The organism is Paenibacillus shunpengii (assembly GCF_042684905.1).
Classification (GTDB): Bacteria; Bacillota; Bacilli; order Paenibacillales; family Paenibacillaceae; genus Paenibacillus; species Paenibacillus shunpengii.
This window is the reverse complement of the sequence record NZ_JBHUMJ010000011.1, coordinates 348820-368483: the sequence shown is the minus strand read 5'-3', so window position 1 is coordinate 368483 and position 19664 is coordinate 348820. Positions and strand designations below refer to the sequence as shown.

The 19664-nt window shown below is 47.6% G+C and carries 21 protein-coding genes and 1 pseudogene; 16 read left to right on the top strand and 6 right to left on the bottom strand.

The genetic code is table 11. The features are described from left to right. Positions 1–26 precede the first annotated feature (26 nt). From ACFSVM_RS23650 to ACFSVM_RS23640, 3 genes and pseudogenes are all read left to right on the top strand, one after another. Entirely contained in the window at positions 27–1025 is a 999-nt protein-coding gene (locus ACFSVM_RS23650) for a glycosyltransferase (RefSeq protein ID WP_274337748.1), read from the top strand. A gap of 111 nt (positions 1026–1136) precedes the next feature. Further along, positions 1137–1277, top strand: a complete 141-nt coding sequence (locus ACFSVM_RS23645) for a hypothetical protein (RefSeq protein WP_177178727.1) — start codon at positions 1137–1139, stop codon at positions 1275–1277. A gap of 114 nt (positions 1278–1391) precedes the next feature. Then, positions 1392–3029: pseudogene (locus ACFSVM_RS23640) on the top strand (ABC-F family ATP-binding cassette domain-containing protein); the annotation flags it as partial. A gap of 148 nt (positions 3030–3177) precedes the next feature. On the opposite strand, the gene ACFSVM_RS23635 reads toward ACFSVM_RS23640, so the two are convergent. Both ACFSVM_RS23635 and ACFSVM_RS23630 read right to left on the bottom strand, forming a co-directional pair. Next, positions 3178–4083: a DUF6612 family protein gene (locus ACFSVM_RS23635; protein WP_274338481.1), complete on the bottom strand. Its 906-nt coding sequence runs from the start codon at positions 4081–4083 to the stop codon at positions 3178–3180. Positions 4084–4211: 128 nt separating this feature from the next. Beyond that, positions 4212–4661 carry a DinB family protein gene (locus ACFSVM_RS23630; RefSeq protein WP_379264934.1) on the bottom strand — a complete coding sequence of 150 codons (450 nt, stop codon included), beginning with the start codon at positions 4659–4661 and terminating at the stop codon, positions 4212–4214. A 201-nt stretch (positions 4662–4862) separates the two neighbouring features. Here ACFSVM_RS23630 and ACFSVM_RS23625 point away from each other — a divergent pair, with 201 nt between their 5' ends. The 3 genes from ACFSVM_RS23625 (at position 4863) to ACFSVM_RS23615 (ending at position 7793) form a co-directional block, all read left to right on the top strand. Beyond that, positions 4863–5810 (top strand): nucleoside hydrolase, encoded by a 948-nt coding sequence (locus ACFSVM_RS23625; RefSeq protein ID WP_076314326.1) that lies wholly within the window; start codon positions 4863–4865, stop codon positions 5808–5810. Positions 5811–6069: 259 nt separating this feature from the next. Next, on the top strand, positions 6070–6537 hold the full coding sequence (gene lspA, locus ACFSVM_RS23620; protein WP_090724852.1) for a signal peptidase II: 468 nt from the start codon (positions 6070–6072) through the stop codon (positions 6535–6537). A 338-nt stretch (positions 6538–6875) separates the two neighbouring features. Continuing rightward, entirely contained in the window at positions 6876–7793 is a 918-nt protein-coding gene (locus tag ACFSVM_RS23615; RefSeq protein WP_379264931.1) for a prenyltransferase, read from the top strand. An 83-nt stretch (positions 7794–7876) separates the two neighbouring features. On the opposite strand, the gene ACFSVM_RS23610 is transcribed toward ACFSVM_RS23615, so the two are convergent. After that, positions 7877–8404 (bottom strand): nucleoside 2-deoxyribosyltransferase, encoded by a 528-nt coding sequence (locus ACFSVM_RS23610; protein ID WP_076314329.1) that lies wholly within the window; start codon positions 8402–8404, stop codon positions 7877–7879. Between the two features lie 130 nt (positions 8405–8534). Here ACFSVM_RS23610 and ACFSVM_RS23605 point away from each other — a divergent pair, with 130 nt between their 5' ends. The 10 genes from ACFSVM_RS23605 to ACFSVM_RS23560 all read left to right on the top strand — a co-directional run bounded on the left by ACFSVM_RS23605 (position 8535) and on the right by ACFSVM_RS23560 (position 18038). Beyond that, a complete protein-coding gene (locus ACFSVM_RS23605) occupies positions 8535–9506 on the top strand; it encodes a quinone oxidoreductase family protein (RefSeq protein ID WP_076314330.1) in 972 nt (323 codons plus the stop codon). 307 nt (positions 9507–9813) lie between these two features. Next, positions 9814–11022, top strand: coding sequence for an ABC transporter substrate-binding protein (locus tag ACFSVM_RS23600; protein WP_379265235.1), 1209 nt, complete (start codon positions 9814–9816; stop codon positions 11020–11022). A 19-nt stretch (positions 11023–11041) separates the two neighbouring features. Further along, the gene (locus ACFSVM_RS23595) at positions 11042–11908 is read left to right on the top strand and encodes a carbohydrate ABC transporter permease (RefSeq protein WP_076314332.1); all 867 of its coding nucleotides are present in this window, start codon (positions 11042–11044) and stop codon (positions 11906–11908) included. Beyond that, positions 11908–12738: a carbohydrate ABC transporter permease gene (locus ACFSVM_RS23590; protein WP_076314333.1), complete on the top strand. Its 831-nt coding sequence runs from the start codon at positions 11908–11910 to the stop codon at positions 12736–12738. The genes ACFSVM_RS23595 and ACFSVM_RS23590 overlap by 1 nt, the downstream gene beginning before the upstream one ends. Positions 12739–13057: 319 nt before the next feature. Continuing rightward, positions 13058–13951, top strand: a complete 894-nt coding sequence (gene trhO / locus ACFSVM_RS23585) for an oxygen-dependent tRNA uridine(34) hydroxylase TrhO (protein ID WP_076314334.1) — start codon at positions 13058–13060, stop codon at positions 13949–13951. A 41-nt stretch (positions 13952–13992) separates the two neighbouring features. After that, positions 13993–14625, top strand: coding sequence for a helix-turn-helix transcriptional regulator (locus ACFSVM_RS23580; protein WP_379264928.1), 633 nt, complete (start codon positions 13993–13995; stop codon positions 14623–14625). Between the two features lie 286 nt (positions 14626–14911). Next, positions 14912–15958, top strand: a complete 1047-nt coding sequence (locus tag ACFSVM_RS23575; RefSeq protein WP_076314336.1) for an ABC transporter substrate-binding protein — start codon at positions 14912–14914, stop codon at positions 15956–15958. A 96-nt stretch (positions 15959–16054) separates the two neighbouring features. Further along, positions 16055–16978, top strand: a complete 924-nt coding sequence (locus ACFSVM_RS23570; protein WP_090725090.1) for an ABC transporter permease — start codon at positions 16055–16057, stop codon at positions 16976–16978. Beyond that, on the top strand, positions 16978–17772 hold the full coding sequence (locus ACFSVM_RS23565; RefSeq protein ID WP_379264926.1) for an ABC transporter ATP-binding protein: 795 nt from the start codon (positions 16978–16980) through the stop codon (positions 17770–17772). The genes ACFSVM_RS23570 and ACFSVM_RS23565 overlap by 1 nt, the downstream gene beginning before the upstream one ends. 92 nt (positions 17773–17864) lie before the next feature. Next, positions 17865–18038, top strand: coding sequence for a hypothetical protein (locus tag ACFSVM_RS23560; protein WP_379264924.1), 174 nt, complete (start codon positions 17865–17867; stop codon positions 18036–18038). 3 nt (positions 18039–18041) lie between these two features. Here ACFSVM_RS23560 and ACFSVM_RS23555 read toward each other — a convergent pair whose 3' ends face one another. The 3 genes from ACFSVM_RS23555 to ACFSVM_RS23545 all read right to left on the bottom strand — a co-directional run bounded on the left by ACFSVM_RS23555 (position 18042) and on the right by ACFSVM_RS23545 (position 19627). Continuing rightward, positions 18042–18623: a hypothetical protein gene (locus ACFSVM_RS23555; protein WP_379264922.1), complete on the bottom strand. Its 582-nt coding sequence runs from the start codon at positions 18621–18623 to the stop codon at positions 18042–18044. 31 nt (positions 18624–18654) lie between these two features. Further along, positions 18655–19188 carry a hypothetical protein gene (locus ACFSVM_RS23550; RefSeq protein WP_379264920.1) on the bottom strand — a complete coding sequence of 178 codons (534 nt, stop codon included), beginning with the start codon at positions 19186–19188 and terminating at the stop codon, positions 18655–18657. A gap of 151 nt (positions 19189–19339) precedes the next feature. Beyond that, positions 19340–19627: a hypothetical protein gene (locus tag ACFSVM_RS23545; protein WP_379264918.1), complete on the bottom strand. Its 288-nt coding sequence runs from the start codon at positions 19625–19627 to the stop codon at positions 19340–19342. Positions 19628–19664 lie beyond the last annotated feature (37 nt).

Below are 19664 nucleotides of genomic sequence, written 5' to 3'. Positions count from 1 at the left end.
AAGACAACGATAGGGGGAGAAGGCTATTGGATAAGGTTGGACTCGTAATGCGCAAAATTCAGTTTGCCGAAGCACAAGGACCTCGGGTTTTTGCAGACAGGCTGCAGAGCATCGGACGGGAGCTGGGTGTCGAGATCGTATTTATATCGCCGGAGCGGCATGTCAGCGGATATGACTGGGTGCAAGGCTATGAGCACGAGAAGGGGGATCTGGTTAATTATGATATCGTGCTGGATCAGCTCTATTCTCAAAATATAGAGCATGTGATTTACACGGTATCCGGCTTTACTTTTCTGAAGATGTTCCTCGATAAAAGCGTACTCTTTCCGCACAGCTTCCCCGATCCTGCGCTGACCGGCTATGAGATGATGAAGCCGTTCTATTCCATTGTGGACAAGGCGATTGTACAGACGGAGTTCTTGAAGAGAGAGATGAACTCAAATTACGGCGTTCAGGACATTACCGTTATCCCCATCGGGTTCGATGAAGAACTGGCGAAGAAGCATTATGATCCGTCTGCGGTCGTGGATAACCGGGTCATGTGGATTGGGCGGGATGAGGCAAACCGCAGGCCGGATCTCGTGCTGGAGTATGCAAGACAGAATCCGGACAAGGAAGTCTTCATGGTGTTCGGTGGACGCCGGTATAAGGAGAGCATGAAGAAGTATGATATTCCGGATAATATTCAGCTTCGCTTTGCTCTGACTCAAGATGAGGTGTTCGAGCTGATGAATTCCTCCAAGGTGTACTGGAGCTCTTCACGCTTTGATACATTTGCCATGCCGCTGACAGAAGCACTGGCCATGGGCAAAATGGTGGTGAAGCCCGAGCATCCCTGCTATGGTCATATCAACTCTACCCATGCCTTCAGCGGGAATGACCGCAATTTCTTCGAGCTGGTGAACATGGCCTGCGCTTCTCCGCGCAGAACGTCTGAGGATAACCGGGACTATGCCTTCAGTGCATTCTCCAGAACGGTAATGAAGGAAGGCTATCGCAGGTTCTTTGATACATGGCTTAAGTAGCTGACAAAAGTAAAGAACAGCTATAAACATTTTTTCCGCACGAGCCGGGTAGGGTTATCATTCTTTTTGTGGTATAGTTAACAATAACTTTGATGAGAGGAGGTGAGGCAGGTGAATATTGAATGGGTAAACAACCGCTTGAGCCAGCTGCCAATGGTGCTGTCTGGCATCTTTTTCAGAGGTTTCGAAATACGGGAGAAGTCTGTCCAATTGTCCCATATCGTTACCCATTCGAGAAGATGCCTGCCATAACCTCCAGAACGGATCAGATTTGTTTCCGATTAAGGAGTCGCGGGGCTTGTTCCCGCGGCTCTTTTTATTTGCGGCTAAGGTCAGGGTCTTCTACACCATAGGAGGATCCTTAAGATGATCATAATGAACGGTCAAAATATACAAAAATACCACGGCGCCAATCTGGTGCTGAATGATGTAACCATCGAAGTGCATGAAGGCGAGAAGGTAGGACTGATCGGTGCGAACGGAAGCGGCAAATCAACACTGCTCTCTCTTATTGCAAGATTGGAGAAGCCCGATAAAGGTCTGCTTACGGTGAAAAAGGAAGCTCGAGTTGGGTATTTGCCGCAGATACCCGCTGCTTTTGAGAAGCTGACAGTATATGAGGTGCTGTCGCATGGCTTCAGCAGGCTTGCTGACTGCCGTCAGAGGATGTCCCGGATGGAGCAGCAAATGGGTGATCCGGCTGTAGCAGCTGATCCGGATGCACTTGAACGGCTGCTGCATAAATATGCTGTGCTCCAAGAGGAGTATGAGCGGGGCGGAGGCTACGAGATCGATGCCAGCATTGATCAAGTGGCGACAGGACTTGGCATTAAGAAATTAATGTATTCGAGGCCCTTCGATACACTATCCGGCGGGGAGAAGACTCGAATCGTGCTCGCATCCCAGCTGATTATGAAGCCTGAGCTGCTGCTGCTCGATGAACCGACCAATCACCTGGATTTGGAAGGAATGGAGTGGCTCGAGCAATTTTTACGGCAATACTCAGGGGCGTGCATCATTGTATCTCACGATCGCTTTTTCCTTGATCGGGTGGTGACCAAAATCGTTGAGCTGGAGGACGGTGAAGCAAGCACTTTCTTGAGCAGCTATACCGGCTATGTCCGTATGAAGGAGGAGCGTGTACTTCAGCAGTTTGCCGAATATCAGGAGCAGCAGAAGCAGGTCAAGAAGATGAAGGAAACGATTCGTCAGCTCGAGGAATGGGGGCGGATCGGCGGGAATGAGAAGTTCTTCAAGCGTGCTGCTTCCATACGCAAGGCTCTGGATCGAATGGAACAGGTGAAGCGGCCGGTCCTGAATCCGAAGCATGCTTCCTTTGATCTGGGAACGAGAGACCGCTCCGGACAGGTCGTGTTACTATTCGAAGCGCTGTGTAAACAATTCGCGGATAAACAGATACTTCAGAATGTGGAGGGAATGATTGAGTTTCGGGATAAAATCGCCCTTCTCGGCACTAATGGTTCTGGCAAATCGACCTTTTTCAAGCTGCTGCTTGGTGATGAACAGGCAGATGAGGGATACATTGAATGGGGAAGCGGTGTCACCATCGGCTATCTTGCTCAGCAGGAAGAGATGAAGGAGCCCAAGAAGACGGTGCTTGAATTTTTCCGGGAAGAGGTAGGTATGGAGGAAGGCGCTGCAAGAGGGATACTGGCGAAATATATGTTTTATGGACCGGATGTGTTCCGGGAGATCGGGAAGCTGTCAGGTGGTGAGTGGTCGAGACTCAGACTTGCCGTGCTCGTAAATAACAAGCCGAATGTTCTGCTGCTCGATGAGCCGACGAATCATCTGGACATTGCTTCTAGGGAGGCGCTTGAGGAAGCACTTGAGGACTACCAAGGGACCGTACTCGCGATCTCTCATGATCGTTATTTCATTAACCGACTGGCGGGCAAGGTATGGGAGCTGCATGAAGGGGCTCTTGATGTATACCTTGGCAACTATGACTACTATGCGGAGAAGAGAAAAGAAAAAGAAGATGGTGTGTCATCAATCATCTAAGTTAAAGCATAAAGAACACCTTCAAGACAGACTTCCGGCAAAAGCTTCAAAAGCAGAAATTTGCCGGATTGTTCTTGTCTTGAAGGTGCTTGTTCTCTGTATATTTTAGAAATTTTGCTTGCTGATATTATTGTGATGCTGAAGCATCGAGAACTTCTTGTGGAATATCAATTTTGTCCAGTTCATTATACTTGGAGAAGGAGCCGTCCATCGCCATAAGAATACTTACATTCTGACCTTCCATTTCCATGCTCATCTCCATGTTGTAGGTCATATCTGCAGGATAGTAAGTTTCTTTGTTCACGCTATAGGACAGATCAATACTCTTAATATCCATCTGCTCCATCATGGCTGCCATTTGCGGATCGGTTGCACCTTGCTGTGCAATCATTTCTTGAGCAAGGTCCTTAACGCCATCACCGGACAAATTCGCTTTTAACCAATATACATCGCCCTCTTCCGTTACTTCGATCTCGTTCGCGATGCTGTTCAGCTGATCATACTGTTCGGCAGCACTGCCTTGGGACTTAAATTGCTCGACCAAAGGTCCAATGGACTCCTGAGGGAGCTTCATCCATGAACCCTCTACATGGGAGTAAATCGCGTCTTCGGTTATGTATTGCTTGATCTCCTGAGCACCGCTTTCTGCAGGTAAAGAGGTAGATATTTCTTGATATACAGCAATGGGTGAGAGAACCATGTCCTGCTTCATGTTCATTTCTACATCTTGAGTTTGCTCTTGACCGTCAACTGCCATCGTAATATTTTGCGTGATATTTGTGTCCATGGAGTAGCTCTCTATGCTGCTGCTGGATTCAGACACCTGCTTCAGAAGCTCCTCCGCTGTTGGAATCTCTGCTGACGTTTCTTCTGCTGGTGCCTCTGTCGATTCCTCGATGTTATCTGCACCTGTTGTCGCTTCTGTGTTTGCCTCATCCGTAGGTGTGACCTCCTGGCTCTCATTCTCTGCGCCGCAGGCCGCCAGCATAAGGACGAGAATCATTCCGATCATTGAACATTTCCACTTTTTCAAAATATGAGACCTCCTAAAATTTTATCTCCATATTTACCCATATGTAAGGCGTGTTAATCAGCCTAAAATAGCAATATCCGAGTCGAAGGGGACCCGGATATTGAATAAATCATAGTAAACAATTTAAATTACATAAAGAAAGGAAGCTCTTTCACACCAGCAATTCGCGCATACGTGAGTAATTGGCCCTTATGATGAATTTCGTGATCCAGCGTTTTACTTAAGAACACATGAGCAGGTGCAGTTTGGCCGAAGAACGTAATTTCTGCCTGCAGCTGCTCGTTTGTTATGGAAGCAAGAATCTCCTTCGTCGCTTCTGTATACTCATGCACAAGACGTTGTACGTCTTCGAGTGTTGTCCATTCATCTTTGGTTTGCGAAGGGGTGAATTCCCCCTTGCTGACCATGTTCGCGAACATTTGTGTAGAGCTGGCGATGTGAAGGACAAGCGTTCCGTAGCTCATTCCGCCTTCCCATGGGGTGAAGTGAACAAGATTATCCTGATCTAGTGTGACCAGCTTATGTAGAACCTCGCGATGGGTCAGCCAATGCTGTGTGTAGCTATCCATATTTAACATATAAAATCCTCCTATTAGTTCTTCTCCGTAAAAGATGTTAACGATTTATGCATGAAATTGCAAACGTATCTGAATGAAGTTATTTGTGTACGGGAGATGCTATGAAACATAAGTCATTTTTTCGCTTGCAGGTCGTGACGCTATAATGGTTCAATAAGGAATGATGACAACATGAACAAGACAGGTGAGGGGGAACTACATATGAAGAAAGTAATTATTGATACGGATACCGCCGGAGATGACACGATTGCGATCCTGACGGCTCTCCATTATTTTGACGTGCAGGGAATTACGATTACGGGCGGTAATGTGGAATTTAACCAAGAGGTCGAGAATGCACTTTACACGGTTCAGGTTGCGGGCAAAGGCGGACAAGTACCTGTGTACAAAGGGTATGAACGGCCAATGCTTACCCTTGGTTCAGGGCAGCACCGTTATGTCGATGATGTTCATGGGGATGACGGAATGGGAGGTGCTCATTTTCCATTAGCAGATCAGCGCCCCGAGTCAGGACATGCGGTAGATTATATCATTGAAACAGTGCATGCGAATCCGGGACAGATTCATCTTCTAGCGATCGCGCCGCTGACCAATATTGCGATGGCTATCCAAAAGGATCCGAGTATTGCACCCCTAATCCCTCATATTTATATTATGGGTGGAGCCAACAATTCGCTGGGTAACATCACACCGGCGGCTGAGTACAACTTCTATACAGACCCTGAGGCAGCTCAGATCGTGCTGCATTCGGGTATTCCTATGACCATGGTAGGCTGGGAGATGTGTACTCGCTATTCCATCATGGATGATCAGGATCATGAGGAGATTGCGGCACTCGGCACTTCTGGGGCGCAATTCTTTATCGATATCAACAAGGTCGTTATGCAGTTCAACAAGTCGGTGCACAGGCTGCCTGGAACAACGCATCCGGATACGCTGCTCATGGCCGCTGCTGCTGATGAATCCATTATGACAAGAACGGGTCAATATTTTGTAGATGTTGAAGTGGGCGGTCAGTACACTAGAGGGTACAGCGTCGTCGATATTAATGGACGGCTGGGGCAGACACCGAATGTACGTGTATGTGAAGAGATCGATCGTGAAGCCTTCAAGCGTATGCTGCTTGATGTGCTCTCATCCATTAAATAGAAACATGAGGTGATCAAGGGGCTTCTCTAACTTATAGATGAAGCCCCTTTTTTGCTGGTTAGAAAGATTGGATGTACAGGATTTGGATTTGCACAGACCGGCTGTGTTACAGTGAAGTAGATAGGAATAGAAGCAGTCAGCTAACACGCAAATACATAACGATTAGGAGTAAGAGGCGCGGATTGCAGTATAAACGTAGTTTGAAGTTTTTATTTCAGGTTATAGATATGGAGCAGCAGATGAGGAGAAGGAGGAAATAATGCTATTTTATATTACGGCGATCGTTATATTGATTATAGACCAGGCTAGCAAGCTATGGGTCCGAGAGCATATGGACATTGGCGAAGTCATTCCTATGGGAAATATTGTCCATCAATTAGAGCATTACGAAAACTCGGGAATGGCATTTAGTCTGTTCCAGGGGTATGCACGATTATTTGGCGTAGTTGCGCTTGTTTTTATTGCTTTTATTCTGTACTACAGGCATAAGGGAGAGATTCAAGGCCGGCTGATGAATGTGGGGGCAGGCTTTCTGGTTGGAGGTGCGGCGGGGAATATGGTAGATCGATTCTTCCGAGGCACAGTAACCGATTTCCTTAAATTTTCGGAAGAAGGCGGGATACTGAATTTCGCAGATGTAGCCTTGAATGTTGGTGTATTGCTGTTTATCGCAGGCGCAATACTTAGCTGGATGAGATCCCGGAGGGTGCAGCGCTCACATTTTTGACCCTGTGCCCAGGCAAGACTTCCCCGCAGAGAGGTTTTTGGATGTAGAACGACTTTTGCCGGAGGCAACCGGAGAGATACAGCCAAAACACCGAACCGGCACAAGACTTCCCCGAGTAGCCCAAGCCAAGCCTTGCCTCTCCAGAGAGGTTTTTGGATGTAGAACGACTTTTGCCGGAGGCAACCGGAGAGATACAGCCAAAACACCGAACCCCAAATACCGAACCCAAAAATTTTCCGATTACAACTCCGCTGATTTGGTGTATAATCAAACATTGTGTGAACGTTGTCACAAAGTGTTGAGATTATTGTCATATTAGGAGGCTTAAAAAATACATCATGAGTAACTGGACTTTTTTTAAACGAATGACTCGATTATTTTCAGTGACCGTCATGATTGTTCCTGTTGTTCTTGGCACGATTACAGCCTATGCGTTTGATAAGGAGTTCAACTTTCTGTTGTTCTTGCTGACCTTGGTCGGGGCTGTATCCGCTCATATATTTTCGAACATGGTCAACGATCTGTGGGATTACCGTAACGGTACGGACACAGAGGCGGCTGAAACAGAAGGAGCAATATCAACGAATTCTGGATTCCTGACGATGGGAACCATGTCGGAGAAGAAGTTTGCTGCAATTACGTGGGGATTTCTTGTTCTGGCTGCCGTGTGCGGGCTGATTCTGACCATCGTCAGCGGCTGGCCGATTCTGGTACTTGCCCTGATTGGTGCGCTTATCGCATACTTCTATGTTGCACCTCCGATTAAATTCGGCTATCGCGGCAAAGGCTACAGTGAGATTGGTATCTTCATTTCATTCGGAGTACTGCCTGTGCTTGGGGCGTATTATGTACAGACAGGTGAATTTGCAGTTGCACCGCTGCTGCTGTCGTTGCCTGTCGGCATGCTGACCACGATGCTGCTGTTTAACCATCATTTTCTGCATTGGCGTGCGGACCGTGAGATTGGCAAGAAAACGCTGGTCGTGATGTGGGGAGAAGAGCGTGCGCTGCGTCTGTCCAAAATAATGACGGTTCTCGCCTATGTGCTCTTGATTGTAAGTGTCGTGTTTGGGGCACTGCCTGTGTATGGGCTTCTGGCCGTTGTCTCTGTCATACCTATGTACAAAGTATATAAATCTCTCGGCAAAGTAAACCCGTCGGAGGCCTATCTTCCGCTTATGGGAGCTTCACAGCAATCCTCGGTGCTCTGCGGCTTGATCATGTGTATTGGACTATTGATTCAAGGAATGGCATGAAATCATTAGAAATCATTAATAATTATGTATGTTAAAAAAGAACGTTCATGGCGAACGTTCTTTTTTTGACTTCATCAGCGAGACTACTCAGCATCCATACCCAGATCTGTACGTAGTCTCTTTAGCGCATCCTCTAATGTCCCCTCTACGATAGTAACAGGAATGCCGAGCATGAGATTGGTGGGCAGATCGAAGTTCTCAATCGTCATCCCGTCTTCATACAGTCCTGTCACTGGATCTGTCGCAGTTGCCAGCTTCTCCCCCATCGTACGTGCATCAAGAACATGGGCATACAGCTTCTTGCCAAGTCCGTATCCAAGCCCGCATTCAAATACGGTGCCGGAATCCGGCTCCTGCCCGCGGAAGGGATTCAGATTGGCGATGATGATATCGCATTTCTCGATCAGTCTCACATTGCCTTCGAATATAGCGACCGCCGTCTCATGCCGTGTAGGCTGGGGTTTAATATCCTTGTCTAGTGGAAAAATACCTTCAAATCCATATTCAGCGCACAGCGCCTTCATGTGTTGTCCCAGCTCGGAAGCATCGGTACGGAACACCTCATAGCCAGCCATATAGACACGGAGAGGTTTTGTTTCTACGGAGTTCATGTTGTCGCTGCACCTTCACTTTCTTCAATATGAGTAGGAGATCATATAAAATATATTATATTATCATGTGTCAACAGGGCATGAGTATATATTCAAAAAATATATAATCCTTAAGGGAGGATGAATATAAATGAAAGCTTCAGTATTTAGGGAATTTGGTGGTCCTGAGGTGCTGCACATTGAAGATGTGCAGACGCCTGAACTTAAGCCGGGCTGTGTGCTTGTTCGAATGAAGGCCGTCGGTCTAAATTATGCAGATGTGTATCGCAGAAAAGGAAATTATCATCTGGAGGGGGAGCCGCCCTACATATTAGGCTACGAAGGAGCCGGTATTGTGGTGGAGACTGCAGACGATGTTACAGGCTTGCCGCCAGGCAGCCGTGTGGGCTTTGCTGATGTTCCACATGCAAATAGTGAGCTGGTATTGGTTCCTCAGGAGAAAGCCATTAAGCTGCCTTCCGAGATTACGTATGACCAGGCAGCAACCGTGCTGCTACAGGGTATGACGGCCCATTACTTGTTAAATGACAGTTATCCTGTACAGGCTGGGGATGAAATTCTGGTGCACGCAGCTGCAGGTGGAGTAGGTCAGCTGCTTGTCCAGCTTGCCAAAGCAAAAGGGGCAAGAGTATTAGGGGTTACTTCTAGCTCGTCAAAGCGTGACATTGCTCTGCAAGCGGGAGCTGATGAAGTTCTGCTGTACAATGAAGGCAATTGGGTAGATCAAGCAAGGCAATGGTCGTACAAGCAGGAAGGTGTCAGAGCGGCCTATGACTCGGTTGGAAGTACGTTAATGGACACTTTCCGAGCAGTTCAAATCAAAGGCCATATCGTGTTCTACGGCATGGCCGGAGGTAATCCTGTTCCAGTCGATCCAAGGATGCTGATGGATACGTCGAAAACATTAACCGGGGGAGACTTATGGAATCATGTGACAGATCATGCCGACCGTGTGCGGCGGGCGAACGACCTATTTACAGCCATTACAAGCGGAGACATTAAACTAGCTGAACCCATGAAATTTTCGCTTGATCGTGCAGCAGAAGCACATCAATGGATTGAAAGTCGGCAAAGCACAGGAAAAATTCTGCTCATTCCCTAAACGAGTCTGTTTCAAAAAATTAAAGGTTCTAAAAATTCAACTATACAAAATTCATTATGCAGGTGTTTAAACCAGGATACGGGTGTTTAATAAATATCACTCGTTTTTTTCTGGTTAATCGAAACCGGTTTCGGTTGGCAAGACTGCAATGGAACTAAATACATATACCTTAAAGTTAGACATTTATAACCATTGGTCATTAAAAACGAGTGTGCTATGCTTTACACCGAGTGGAAATGTAAGCACTTTTATCAGAACAAGATAGAGGGGGTACACCATGAGATTTCAATGGCTTAAGAGTTGTAAAATGCTCCTCATTGCCGGTGGAGCGGCATTAATGCTTACCGCATGCGGCAGCAGTGAAGGGGCCTCCGGCAAGGTCCAGATTGAATTCTTTCAGAACAAGCCCGAGGCGAAAGAATCCTTCGACAAGCTTGTAGAGAAATTCAATCAGGAGCAGTCTGAAATTGAAGTGACACAGGTCAATCCACCGGATGCAGAAACGGTGCTTAAGACCCGGCTTGTAAAGAATGATGTTCCGGATATTATGGCGCTGGGAGCAACGGATACATTCTCCTTGCTGTCTCAGAGCGGTATTTTCATGGATCAGACCGATCAAGAAATGATCGATCTGATCAATCCGAGCTATATTCAGATGGTGAAAGACGTAAGCGGTCTTGAAGAGCTCACAGGGATTCCATTTGCAACAAATGCAAACGGTATCATGTATAACAAGACGCTGTTCCGCGAGATGGGGCTTGAGGTTCCTAAGACTTGGGATGACCTGATTGCGACAGCGGAGACAATTAAAGATGCAGGTAAAATACCTTTTTACCTAACCTATAAAGACGACTGGCAGACCAACCTTGCATTTAATGCACTCGCCCCGAACTTGGAAGGGATCGACTTCTATTTGAAGCGCAGAGATGGCGAAGTGACGTTCCAGGAGCGTTACCGCGAAATAGCGGAGAAGCAGCTGAAGATTCTTGATTACGGGCATAGTGATAACTTCGGTAAGACCTATGCGGACGGTAACCGTGCCTTCGCGAACGGGGATGCCTTCATGTATATCCAAGGCACGTGGGCAATTCCAGAGATACGCAAGGCCAACCCGAATATTGAGATCGGATTCTTCCCTTTCCCGACCGGAAATGACCCTGAAGAGATCAAGCTGGTTAACGGGATAGACACGCTGCTTACGGTCTCTGAAGATACAGAGCATCAGGCTGAGGCCATTGAATTTATCAAATTTTTGCTGCGTGAAGATAACATGAAGCAGTATATTGATGAGCAGAATTTGTTTGCGGCAGTAGAAGGAGTAACGCAGGATGATTCGAGCGTAGCTGAGATCCTTCCTTATATCGAGAGAGGCCAGGTCACCGACTTTGCTGACCACTACATTCCGTCTGCTGTTCAGCTGAATTCAATCGTACAGGAATTTTTGCAGGTCGGAGACATTGATGCTTATCTTAAGAAACTCGACGAAGAGTGGGATAAGGTAGCAAATCGAAGATAGGATACGAGGAGGAACAAACATGAAGAATCGGCTTACTCCGTTCTACTGGATGACTTTGCCGGCCGTAGCACTGTTCTTTGTGTTTATGACTCTGCCTGCACTACAAGGGTTGTATTACTCATTTACGAACTGGAACGGCTTCGGTGATCAATATGATATGGTTGGATTTAAAAATTACATTAATCTGTTTGCAGATGAGAACGTCTGGAATGCATACGGATTCACCATTAAATATGCCATTGTGGCGACCATCTTCATTAACATCATCAGCTTGCTGATTGCGCTGGGGCTGAATGCGAAGATCAAATACCGGAATTTCTTCCGGGCGATTTACTTCCTTCCGAACATTTTGAGCATTCTGATCGTCGGATATATTTTCAACTACCTGTTCTCGAACGTATTCCCGATCTGGGGAGAGAATCTAGGATTGACTGCCCTATCAACCAATATTCTGGGCAGCCAGGATCTCGCATGGGTTGGGGTTGTATCAGTCGCGATCTGGCAAGGGATTGCATTCAACACCATCCTGTATCTTGCCGGGCTGCAGACCATTCCAACGGATCTGTATGAGGCGTCCAATCTGGACGGAGCGAGCAAATGGCGCGAATTCTGGAGTATTACCTTCCCGCTTATCGCACCATTCTTCACGATCAACATGGTGCTTGCCATGAAGAACTCGCTTATGGTCTTCGATCTCATCGTAGCCATGACGAACGGTGGACCAGGACGGGCAACACAATCCATTGCGCACTTGATCTATACCGGCGGTTTCGAAGGCGGCGAATTTGCTTATCAATCGGCGAATGCCATCATTTACTTCATTCTGATCGCCATTATCTCGATTATTCAGCTTAGATTTCTGCAGAGAAGGGAGAGTGACATGTAATGAGAAAATCACGCTCACGCACCAATTGGCCGATTACGCTGCTCGTCGCGCTCGGTACGATTGTGATCCTGTTCCCTCTCTACATGACGCTAACGATTGCGATCAAAAATCCGGAGCAGATGCGTCAATCCGTCTTCTCCTTTCCCGCAGATATCCAGTGGGATAACTTCTCTCGTGCCATCGAGATGACAGGCTTCTTCAACGCGCTGGGTAACAGTGCGATTGTTACGATATCGACGGTGGTCCTGACATTGCTGACCAACTCGCTTGTCGCCTATGCGATCGCGCGGAACATGAACCACAAATTTTTTAAAGGGCTGTACTTCTATTTTGTCAGTGCGATGTTCATTCCATTCCAGATTATTATGCTGCCTGTCGTTAAGCTTACTTCAGGGCTCGGCATGACCAACCTGCTGGGACTTATCCTGCTGCACACAGTATATGGTCTGGCCTTTAACGTATTTATCTACGTGGCTTATATTCGTTCAATTCCAATCGCTCTGGAAGAAGCGGCCAAGGTCGATGGAGCAACAACATGGGGTACATTCTGGCGGATTATCTTCCCGCTGCTGGCACCGATGAGTGCAACGGTCGGAATTCTGACCTGTCTGTCCACCTACAACGACTTCCTGCTGCCGCTCATTATGATCAGCGATCAGGATCAGTATACACTGCCGCTTGTGCAGTATATCTTCCAAGGACAGTTTAATACGGACTTCAACCTGGCCTTTGCTTCGTATCTGATGGCCATGCTGCCGATGATCCTCATTTATATTTTCGCACAAAAATGGATCATCAATGGTGTAACTCAAGGGTCGGTCAAAGCTTAATTCATCATAATACACCAGCGGAATCGCATGATTCCCTGGTGTTTTTTATAGGTCATGCTTTTTGAAGCGTCCTTATGTGTCTGCAGAAAATAACGGATGCTTTTCCAGCAAGCCACAGCCCCCTTTTTATACATAAATATTGACTAAGCTTCGTTGTTTTTATAGACTTAATGTATACATTGCCCGAGAACTGACGGTAGCGGCGGAAGGGAATCCCTTTTTTGCGGCTGCTTCTTGTCGTTTATGAGGTAATAAACAAATTCAAGTTGTCTAATTCATAGCTTGGAACTATAAATAAAGACAGGTGGAAATGAAGAAAATGAGTAATTCTAATTATCGTGTATTGTTGTACTACAAATTTGTCCAGATTGAGGATCCTGAGGCTTTTACACAGGAACATTTAAAATACTGCAAAGACCTTGGTCTCAAAGGACGGATACTGATTGCCAAAGAAGGAATTAACGGCACCGTATCCGGTACCTACGAGCAGACCGAGCAATATATGAACGACATGAAGGCCAATCCGCTGTTCAGCGATATTTGGTTTAAGATTGACGAAGTCGAAGGGCATGCATTCAAGAAAATGTTCGTTCGTCATAAGGAAGAGCTCGTTACCTTCCGTTATGATGAAGAGCTTGATCCGAATGTAATTGGCGGCAAACGCCTCAGCCCGAAAGAGTTCTATGAGCATCTTCAACGCGATGACGTTGTTGTCATTGACGGCCGGAATGATTATGAGTATGAGATTGGCCACTTCCGCGGTGCAATTCGTCCGGACGTCAAATCCTTCCGTGAGTTTCCCGAATGGATTCGCGAGAATTTAGGCGATATCAAAGACAAGAAAGTCATCACTTACTGCACAGGCGGCATCCGCTGTGAGAAGCTGACCGGATTCCTGATCAAAGAAGGCTTCGAGGATGTAGCCCAGCTTGAGGGCGGTATTGTGACTTATGGTAAAGACCCGGAAGTACAAGGCCGGTTGTTTGACGGAAAATGTTATGTATTCGATGAAAGAATTTCCGTGCCAATCAATCAGACGGAAGAGGATATTGTCATTGCTTCCTGCTACCACTGTGGAACAACGCATGACCAATATGTGAACTGCCCGACATGCAATCTCCAGTACGTATCTTGTGAGGCATGTGAGGAAGAGCATCAGCATTTCTGCTCTGATGCTTGCCGGGAAGAGGCGCACGCGAAGGCTATATCTTAATTAGATCCGCATCTTCACTGACAAGAAAGCAGGTGGTTGTAATGAGCGCGCCCAAAGAGAAGTCCACACGTCAGCGAATCCTTCACATGCTGAAGGTTCAAGGTCCCTTAAGTGCTCGTGAAATTACAGCTGAACTGGGCATTACGGAAATGGCGGTCCGCAGGCATCTGGCGACACTGGAGAAGGATGGACATATCGCAACGAGCGAAATCCGGCAGACAGCCGGTCGCCCTTCTGCAGTATTTGGCCTTACTGACAGTGGAGAGGGACTGTTTCCGAAGACGTATCCGAAGGTAACGCTCGATCTGCTAGGTGAGCTTGCCGAGGAGTCAGGTGAAGAGATGATCGACTTGTTATTCGAGCGGAGAAGGAACAAGCTGCACCAGCGGTATGCCTCGGAGATGAAGGGCAAGGACCTCGCTGGCAGGGTTCAATCTCTTGCCCGCATCCAGAATGACAACGGATATATGACCGAGCTGATGGAAGTGGAAGAGGGCTTCGTGCTGAAAGAATACAATTGCCCCATCTCCGAAGTGGCAGATGCCTATGGACAGGCCTGCCGCTGTGAGTTGGAGCTGTTTCAGTCCCTGCTTGAGGTTTCAGTATCGCGCACGGAGTGTCTTGCTAAGGGCGGCCGATGCTGCACTTACAAGATTTCGTCTTGTGAAAATTAAATATAGAATAAGTGTCATATATGGAGGCGTCCAGCAGAAATTTCTGCTGGACGTTTCTTTTTTTTAACATACAATAAAAGTATTAATTGACGAATAGTGCAGGCGCCCTTAATATTAGGGAAAAGTTGTATCGACCACGCGTCAATAATTTCCAAAACAGGAACCAAACACGCCATATTGCTTTAGTGCAGTTAAATATAAAAGCACTAATGCTATTATGTGACGCAGTATGTAAGAGGTATTTAATGGAAAATGGGGACATGTAGAAAAGAGAGGGGAAACAAAGATGAGCAAAAAATGGTGGATGTCATTAATGGTAACGGCTTCAATCGCCCTGGTTGCAGGGTGCGGCAGCGATCCATCCGGCACAGAGAGCGGAACTTCAGGTACAGCGGGAGGAGATGAAGGGGCTGCAGAGAAGACCTATTCTATTTCTATTTCTCAGTATGTTGAGCATCCTTCACTGGATGCAACACAGGAAGGGTTTATTGCAGCGCTCAAGGATGCAGGACTTGTAGAGGATGAGAATCTAAAGATTGATTATAACAACGCACAGGCCGATGCAGCGAATAACAACTCCATCGCCCAGAAGATTGCAACGGACAGCAGTGACCTCGTTCTTGCGATTGCTACACCTTCCGCACAAGCTGTCGTAAGCCAAGTGAAGGACAAGCCGGTATTGTTCGCAGCAGTGACGGATCCGCTGGATGCTAAACTGGTCACCGATCTTAAGAAACCGGGCGGTAATGTCTCTGGCGCATCCGATACGAATCCAGAGGCCATTGTGAAGCTGGCAGAATTCATTGCGACACAAATGCCGGATATTAAATCGGTGGGACTTGTTCTGAATGAAGGTGAGCCAAACGCAGTTGTCATGGCAGCTAGCGCGGAAAAAGCATTTGCCGCGCATGACATCGAGCTGGTGAAAGCAGCGGCAACAAATACGTCGGAGGTTCAACAAGCTGCTGCTTCACTCGTTGATAAGGTAGATGCACTATATATCACACTGGATAATATTGTCGTGAGTGCCGTGGATACTATTATCAAGACGGCTAATGACAATGACCTTCCTTTCTTCTCTAGTGATCGGGATACGGTAGAGAAGGGTGCCTTTGCTACTGTCGGTTTCAAGTACTATGATCATGGCTACCAAGTAGGCGAGATGGCAGCTGACATCCTGCAGAACGGAACGAATCCAGGAGATCTTGAGGTGACTGTACCGGACAAGTTGGATCTTATCCTGAATCTGAAGGCAGCTGGAGAGCAAGGCATAGAAGTTACAGATGAGATGAAGGCTGCTGTAGAGGATCAAGAGAACAACATCATCGAGTAACCTAATTGAGGTTAGTATGCTGAATGCTCGGAAGCAGGGTGGACGACATACCACCCTGTTTTTTTGTAAATAGGAGGATAACACATGTTAGAAACGATGCTTAGTCTGCTGAAATCGACTCCTGGAGCCATTGAACTGGGACTCTTGTATGCATTAATGGCTCTCGGTGTATACATTACGTTCCGAATCCTTGATTTCCCAGATCTTACGGTGGATCAGAGCTTTACGACTGGTGCGGCAATTGCTGCAATTATGATTACGAACGACTTCTCACCTTGGCTTGCGACACTTGCAGCCTTTGGAGGGGGGCTGATCGCCGGAGCATGTACAGGTCTCTTGCATACGAAAGGCAAAATTAATGGTCTGTTGTCTGGTATATTGATGATGATTGCCCTGCATTCGATCAATATGAGGATTCTGGGTGCACCGAATCTGTCTCTGCTTGGTGTGGACAATATTTTCTCCAGCATGTCTGTTCTGCTGTTCATGTTCATTGTAGCGTTTGTTGTTAAAGTGCTGCTTGATGTATTCTTCAAAACAGATCTGGGTCTCGCTCTCCGCGCAACAGGAGACAATGAGCGAATGATTCGCAGCTTTGGAGCCAATACCGATACAACCAAGCTGGTAGGTATCAGTCTGTCTAACGGGCTGGTGGCTCTATCCGGTGCGTTCCTGGCACAGTATCAAGGGTTTGCGGATATTAGCATGGGGATTGGGATGATTGTCGTTGGACTCGCATCGGTTATTATCGGAGAAGCGATCGTGGGCAAGCGGAGCATCTTCCTCGCGACACTGTCCGTTATCATCGGCGCCGTTGTTTATCGTATCGTCGTTATGATCGCGCTTCGAGTCCCTGGATTTGAGACCTCGGATTTGAAGATTATTACGGCTGTCATCGTTATTCTGGCGCTTCTGATTCCTTCTGTACAACGCAGTATTCGTCAGAAGAACATGGCGCGGCGGAGAACGACAGAGCTGCTGTCCGGCACGGGTAGTAAATCGATGGGAGGTGACCTGTAATGCTGCATATCAATCACGTATCCAAGCTGTTTAATCCAGGTACCGTGGATGAGAAGATTGCGCTTATGGATGCCCATCTAACCTTGAATGAAGGGGATTTTGTAACAGTCATCGGCAGTAATGGCGCAGGCAAATCGACTTTGATGAATATTATATCGGGTGTAATGAAGCCGGATGCAGGTGAAGTGCAGATTCGGAATCAAACGATCAGCCAGCTGCCTGAATATAAGCGAAGTCGGTGGATCGGCCGGGTGTTTCAGGACCCCATGGCAGGAACCGCGCCAATGATGACGATTGAGGAAAATTTGGCGATGGCCTACCGGCGCGGGAAATCTCGCGGCTTATCCTTTGGCATCAACCAGAAGACGCGGGCACTGTTCCGAGAACAGCTGGAGAAGCTTGGAATCGGTCTTGAGCATCGAGTTAGAGCAAAAGTCGGCTTGCTGTCCGGGGGTGAGCGTCAGGCGCTCAGCCTGCTTATGGCAACGTTTACGGAGCCGGAAATTCTGCTGCTGGATGAGCATACGGCCGCGCTCGATCCGTCAAGAGCAGAGCTGATTACGAATATTACCGAAACGCTCGTCCGTGAGATGAATCTGACCACACTGATGGTTACCCATAACATGGAGCAGGCTATAAGGCTTGGCAACCGGCTTATTATGATGGATAAAGGCCGGATTATTCTTGACGTCAATGCCGAGCGCAAGAAGACATTAACTGTACCGGAGCTGCTTCAGGAGTTTGAGCGAATCAGCGGAACGAAGCTGTCAGATGACCGGGTTGTGCTCGGTTAAAGCTATATGTATTAGACCTCTTAAGCCCCCTCACGGCCCTCTCGTGCAGGGGGCTCTTTGATGAATACTGGTTTGGCCTGGGTACAGGCGCGATGGGAATGGGTCTCGGCATTGCCGGGCTGGGGCTTGTTCCAAGCAGCAGCTCTTCATGGATGATCACTGGACTTGCACTGGTTATCGGGCTGGGAAATGGTCTGTACATGGTCACGAACCAGACCATCATGCAGAAGGAGAGCACAGAAATGAAGCAAGCAGCAATACAGTAGAGATTAAGCTTCCCACCACATCACATTGGCTGTAGAAGCGAGCAGGCCGGCTACAGATAGAGAACCGCTGACTGTTAAGGTGTAGGACTGGCCAGGCGGCACAATGAAGCGACCGATTTCATCGAAGCTGAAGGGACCTGCAGCGAGCGGCATGGACAGAACCGGTGTTCCGCCTGTAGACGCAGCGTTAGAAGACCTCGCTGTCATCAGAGAGGTACTGCTGCTAGCGAAATTCGTGTTCACTGGAGTCAGCAGAGCCGGGCTTCCAAGGGTTCCATTGCGTACAATAGCCAACGTCCCGGTGAAGGAGGAGAGGAGGTTAAGAGCGACATTGATACCTCCGGTTATTCGGGAAATATAAACGTTTCTTCCGCTGCCCGCAGGATTCGTAATTTGAACAGTGATAATAACACTACCGCCAAGCAGTCCCAATGAAGTAGAGTTTGTGGCTCCCGCAGTGAATAGGGCTCCTGCTCGGCCTGCACTGGATTCGGGAGGGGCGCCAATCGCAGGGGCTTGATAGGTATTCACGTTACGATCCGCAAGGGGTTTGTTCACAGATCCGAAGATATGGTCGTTTGGCACGCAGATCCCTCCTTTACGAATGTATTCATACTCAGACCTCCCACCAAGTCAGGTTGATGGAGCCGGTAAGCGATCCAGGGCCGATGCTAATGGTTACTGAACGTCCGGGAGGAATGATAACAGACCCGCGCAGCTGAATATTGTATGCTCCAGCAGTAAGAGGAATATTCATCAGAGTGACCGGCGAGCCGGTTACGGTTCCTGTTACCTGCTGTGTTGTCACTGCACTGGTCACACTGCTTCCGAAGTTGTTGTTAACCGGAACAGGCGTGGTTCCTCCGGTAAGTATCCCGCCATTGTACACAATAAGTGAAGCGGCGGCTGTACTGCCTCCGATGATCTGGGATAGATACAGTGTGCGGGAGCTTGCTGCCGGGTTAACGACTTGCAGCAGCAGATTTGCGCCGCCACCTGCGCTGACATTTCCTGTGGTCAGGGTAAACAGCCTGCCGGCAGAGGCTGCGCTGAGATCAGGCATTGATTCAATAGCAGGCGACACATAAGTATTGGTCTGCTGTACATAAATGGGCTTGTTGGCTGTATTGAATACAGAGTAATTCGTCATAGGATCCTCCTCCCTTGCATTATGAAGATTTAATTTGTTAGCAGCTGCCGTTCACGACTACCTTGAATTATATATATGCGAAGCCTGGCGGACGGGTTTGGGTTGTCTCTCTATATTGCGCAGGAGAAATAAGCATTGTAAGTTACCTGAATCATTTATCTTTATTTTTCTGTTCCAGCCAATCCCAATAAACCGCATAAAACTCATCGTGCAAAAATTCCTCGTGAACATCCTCCTCACCCGACTTCCGTTCTCGAAATGTCAATCCCAGCCAAGGCTGCTCCCCTTCAACAATTTCGGGATCTCCTACGGCGTCCAACAAGGCAAAAGCACGGAAGAATGCGCCCATAATACTGTCTCTGACTGTTTTTTCTATAGCGGATAAGGCTGCATCATCAAAATTATAGTTTTTCAAAGCATTCACTTCTTCTGTACTCAACTTAAACTCATCCCACATCATGTTATCCTCTGATGGG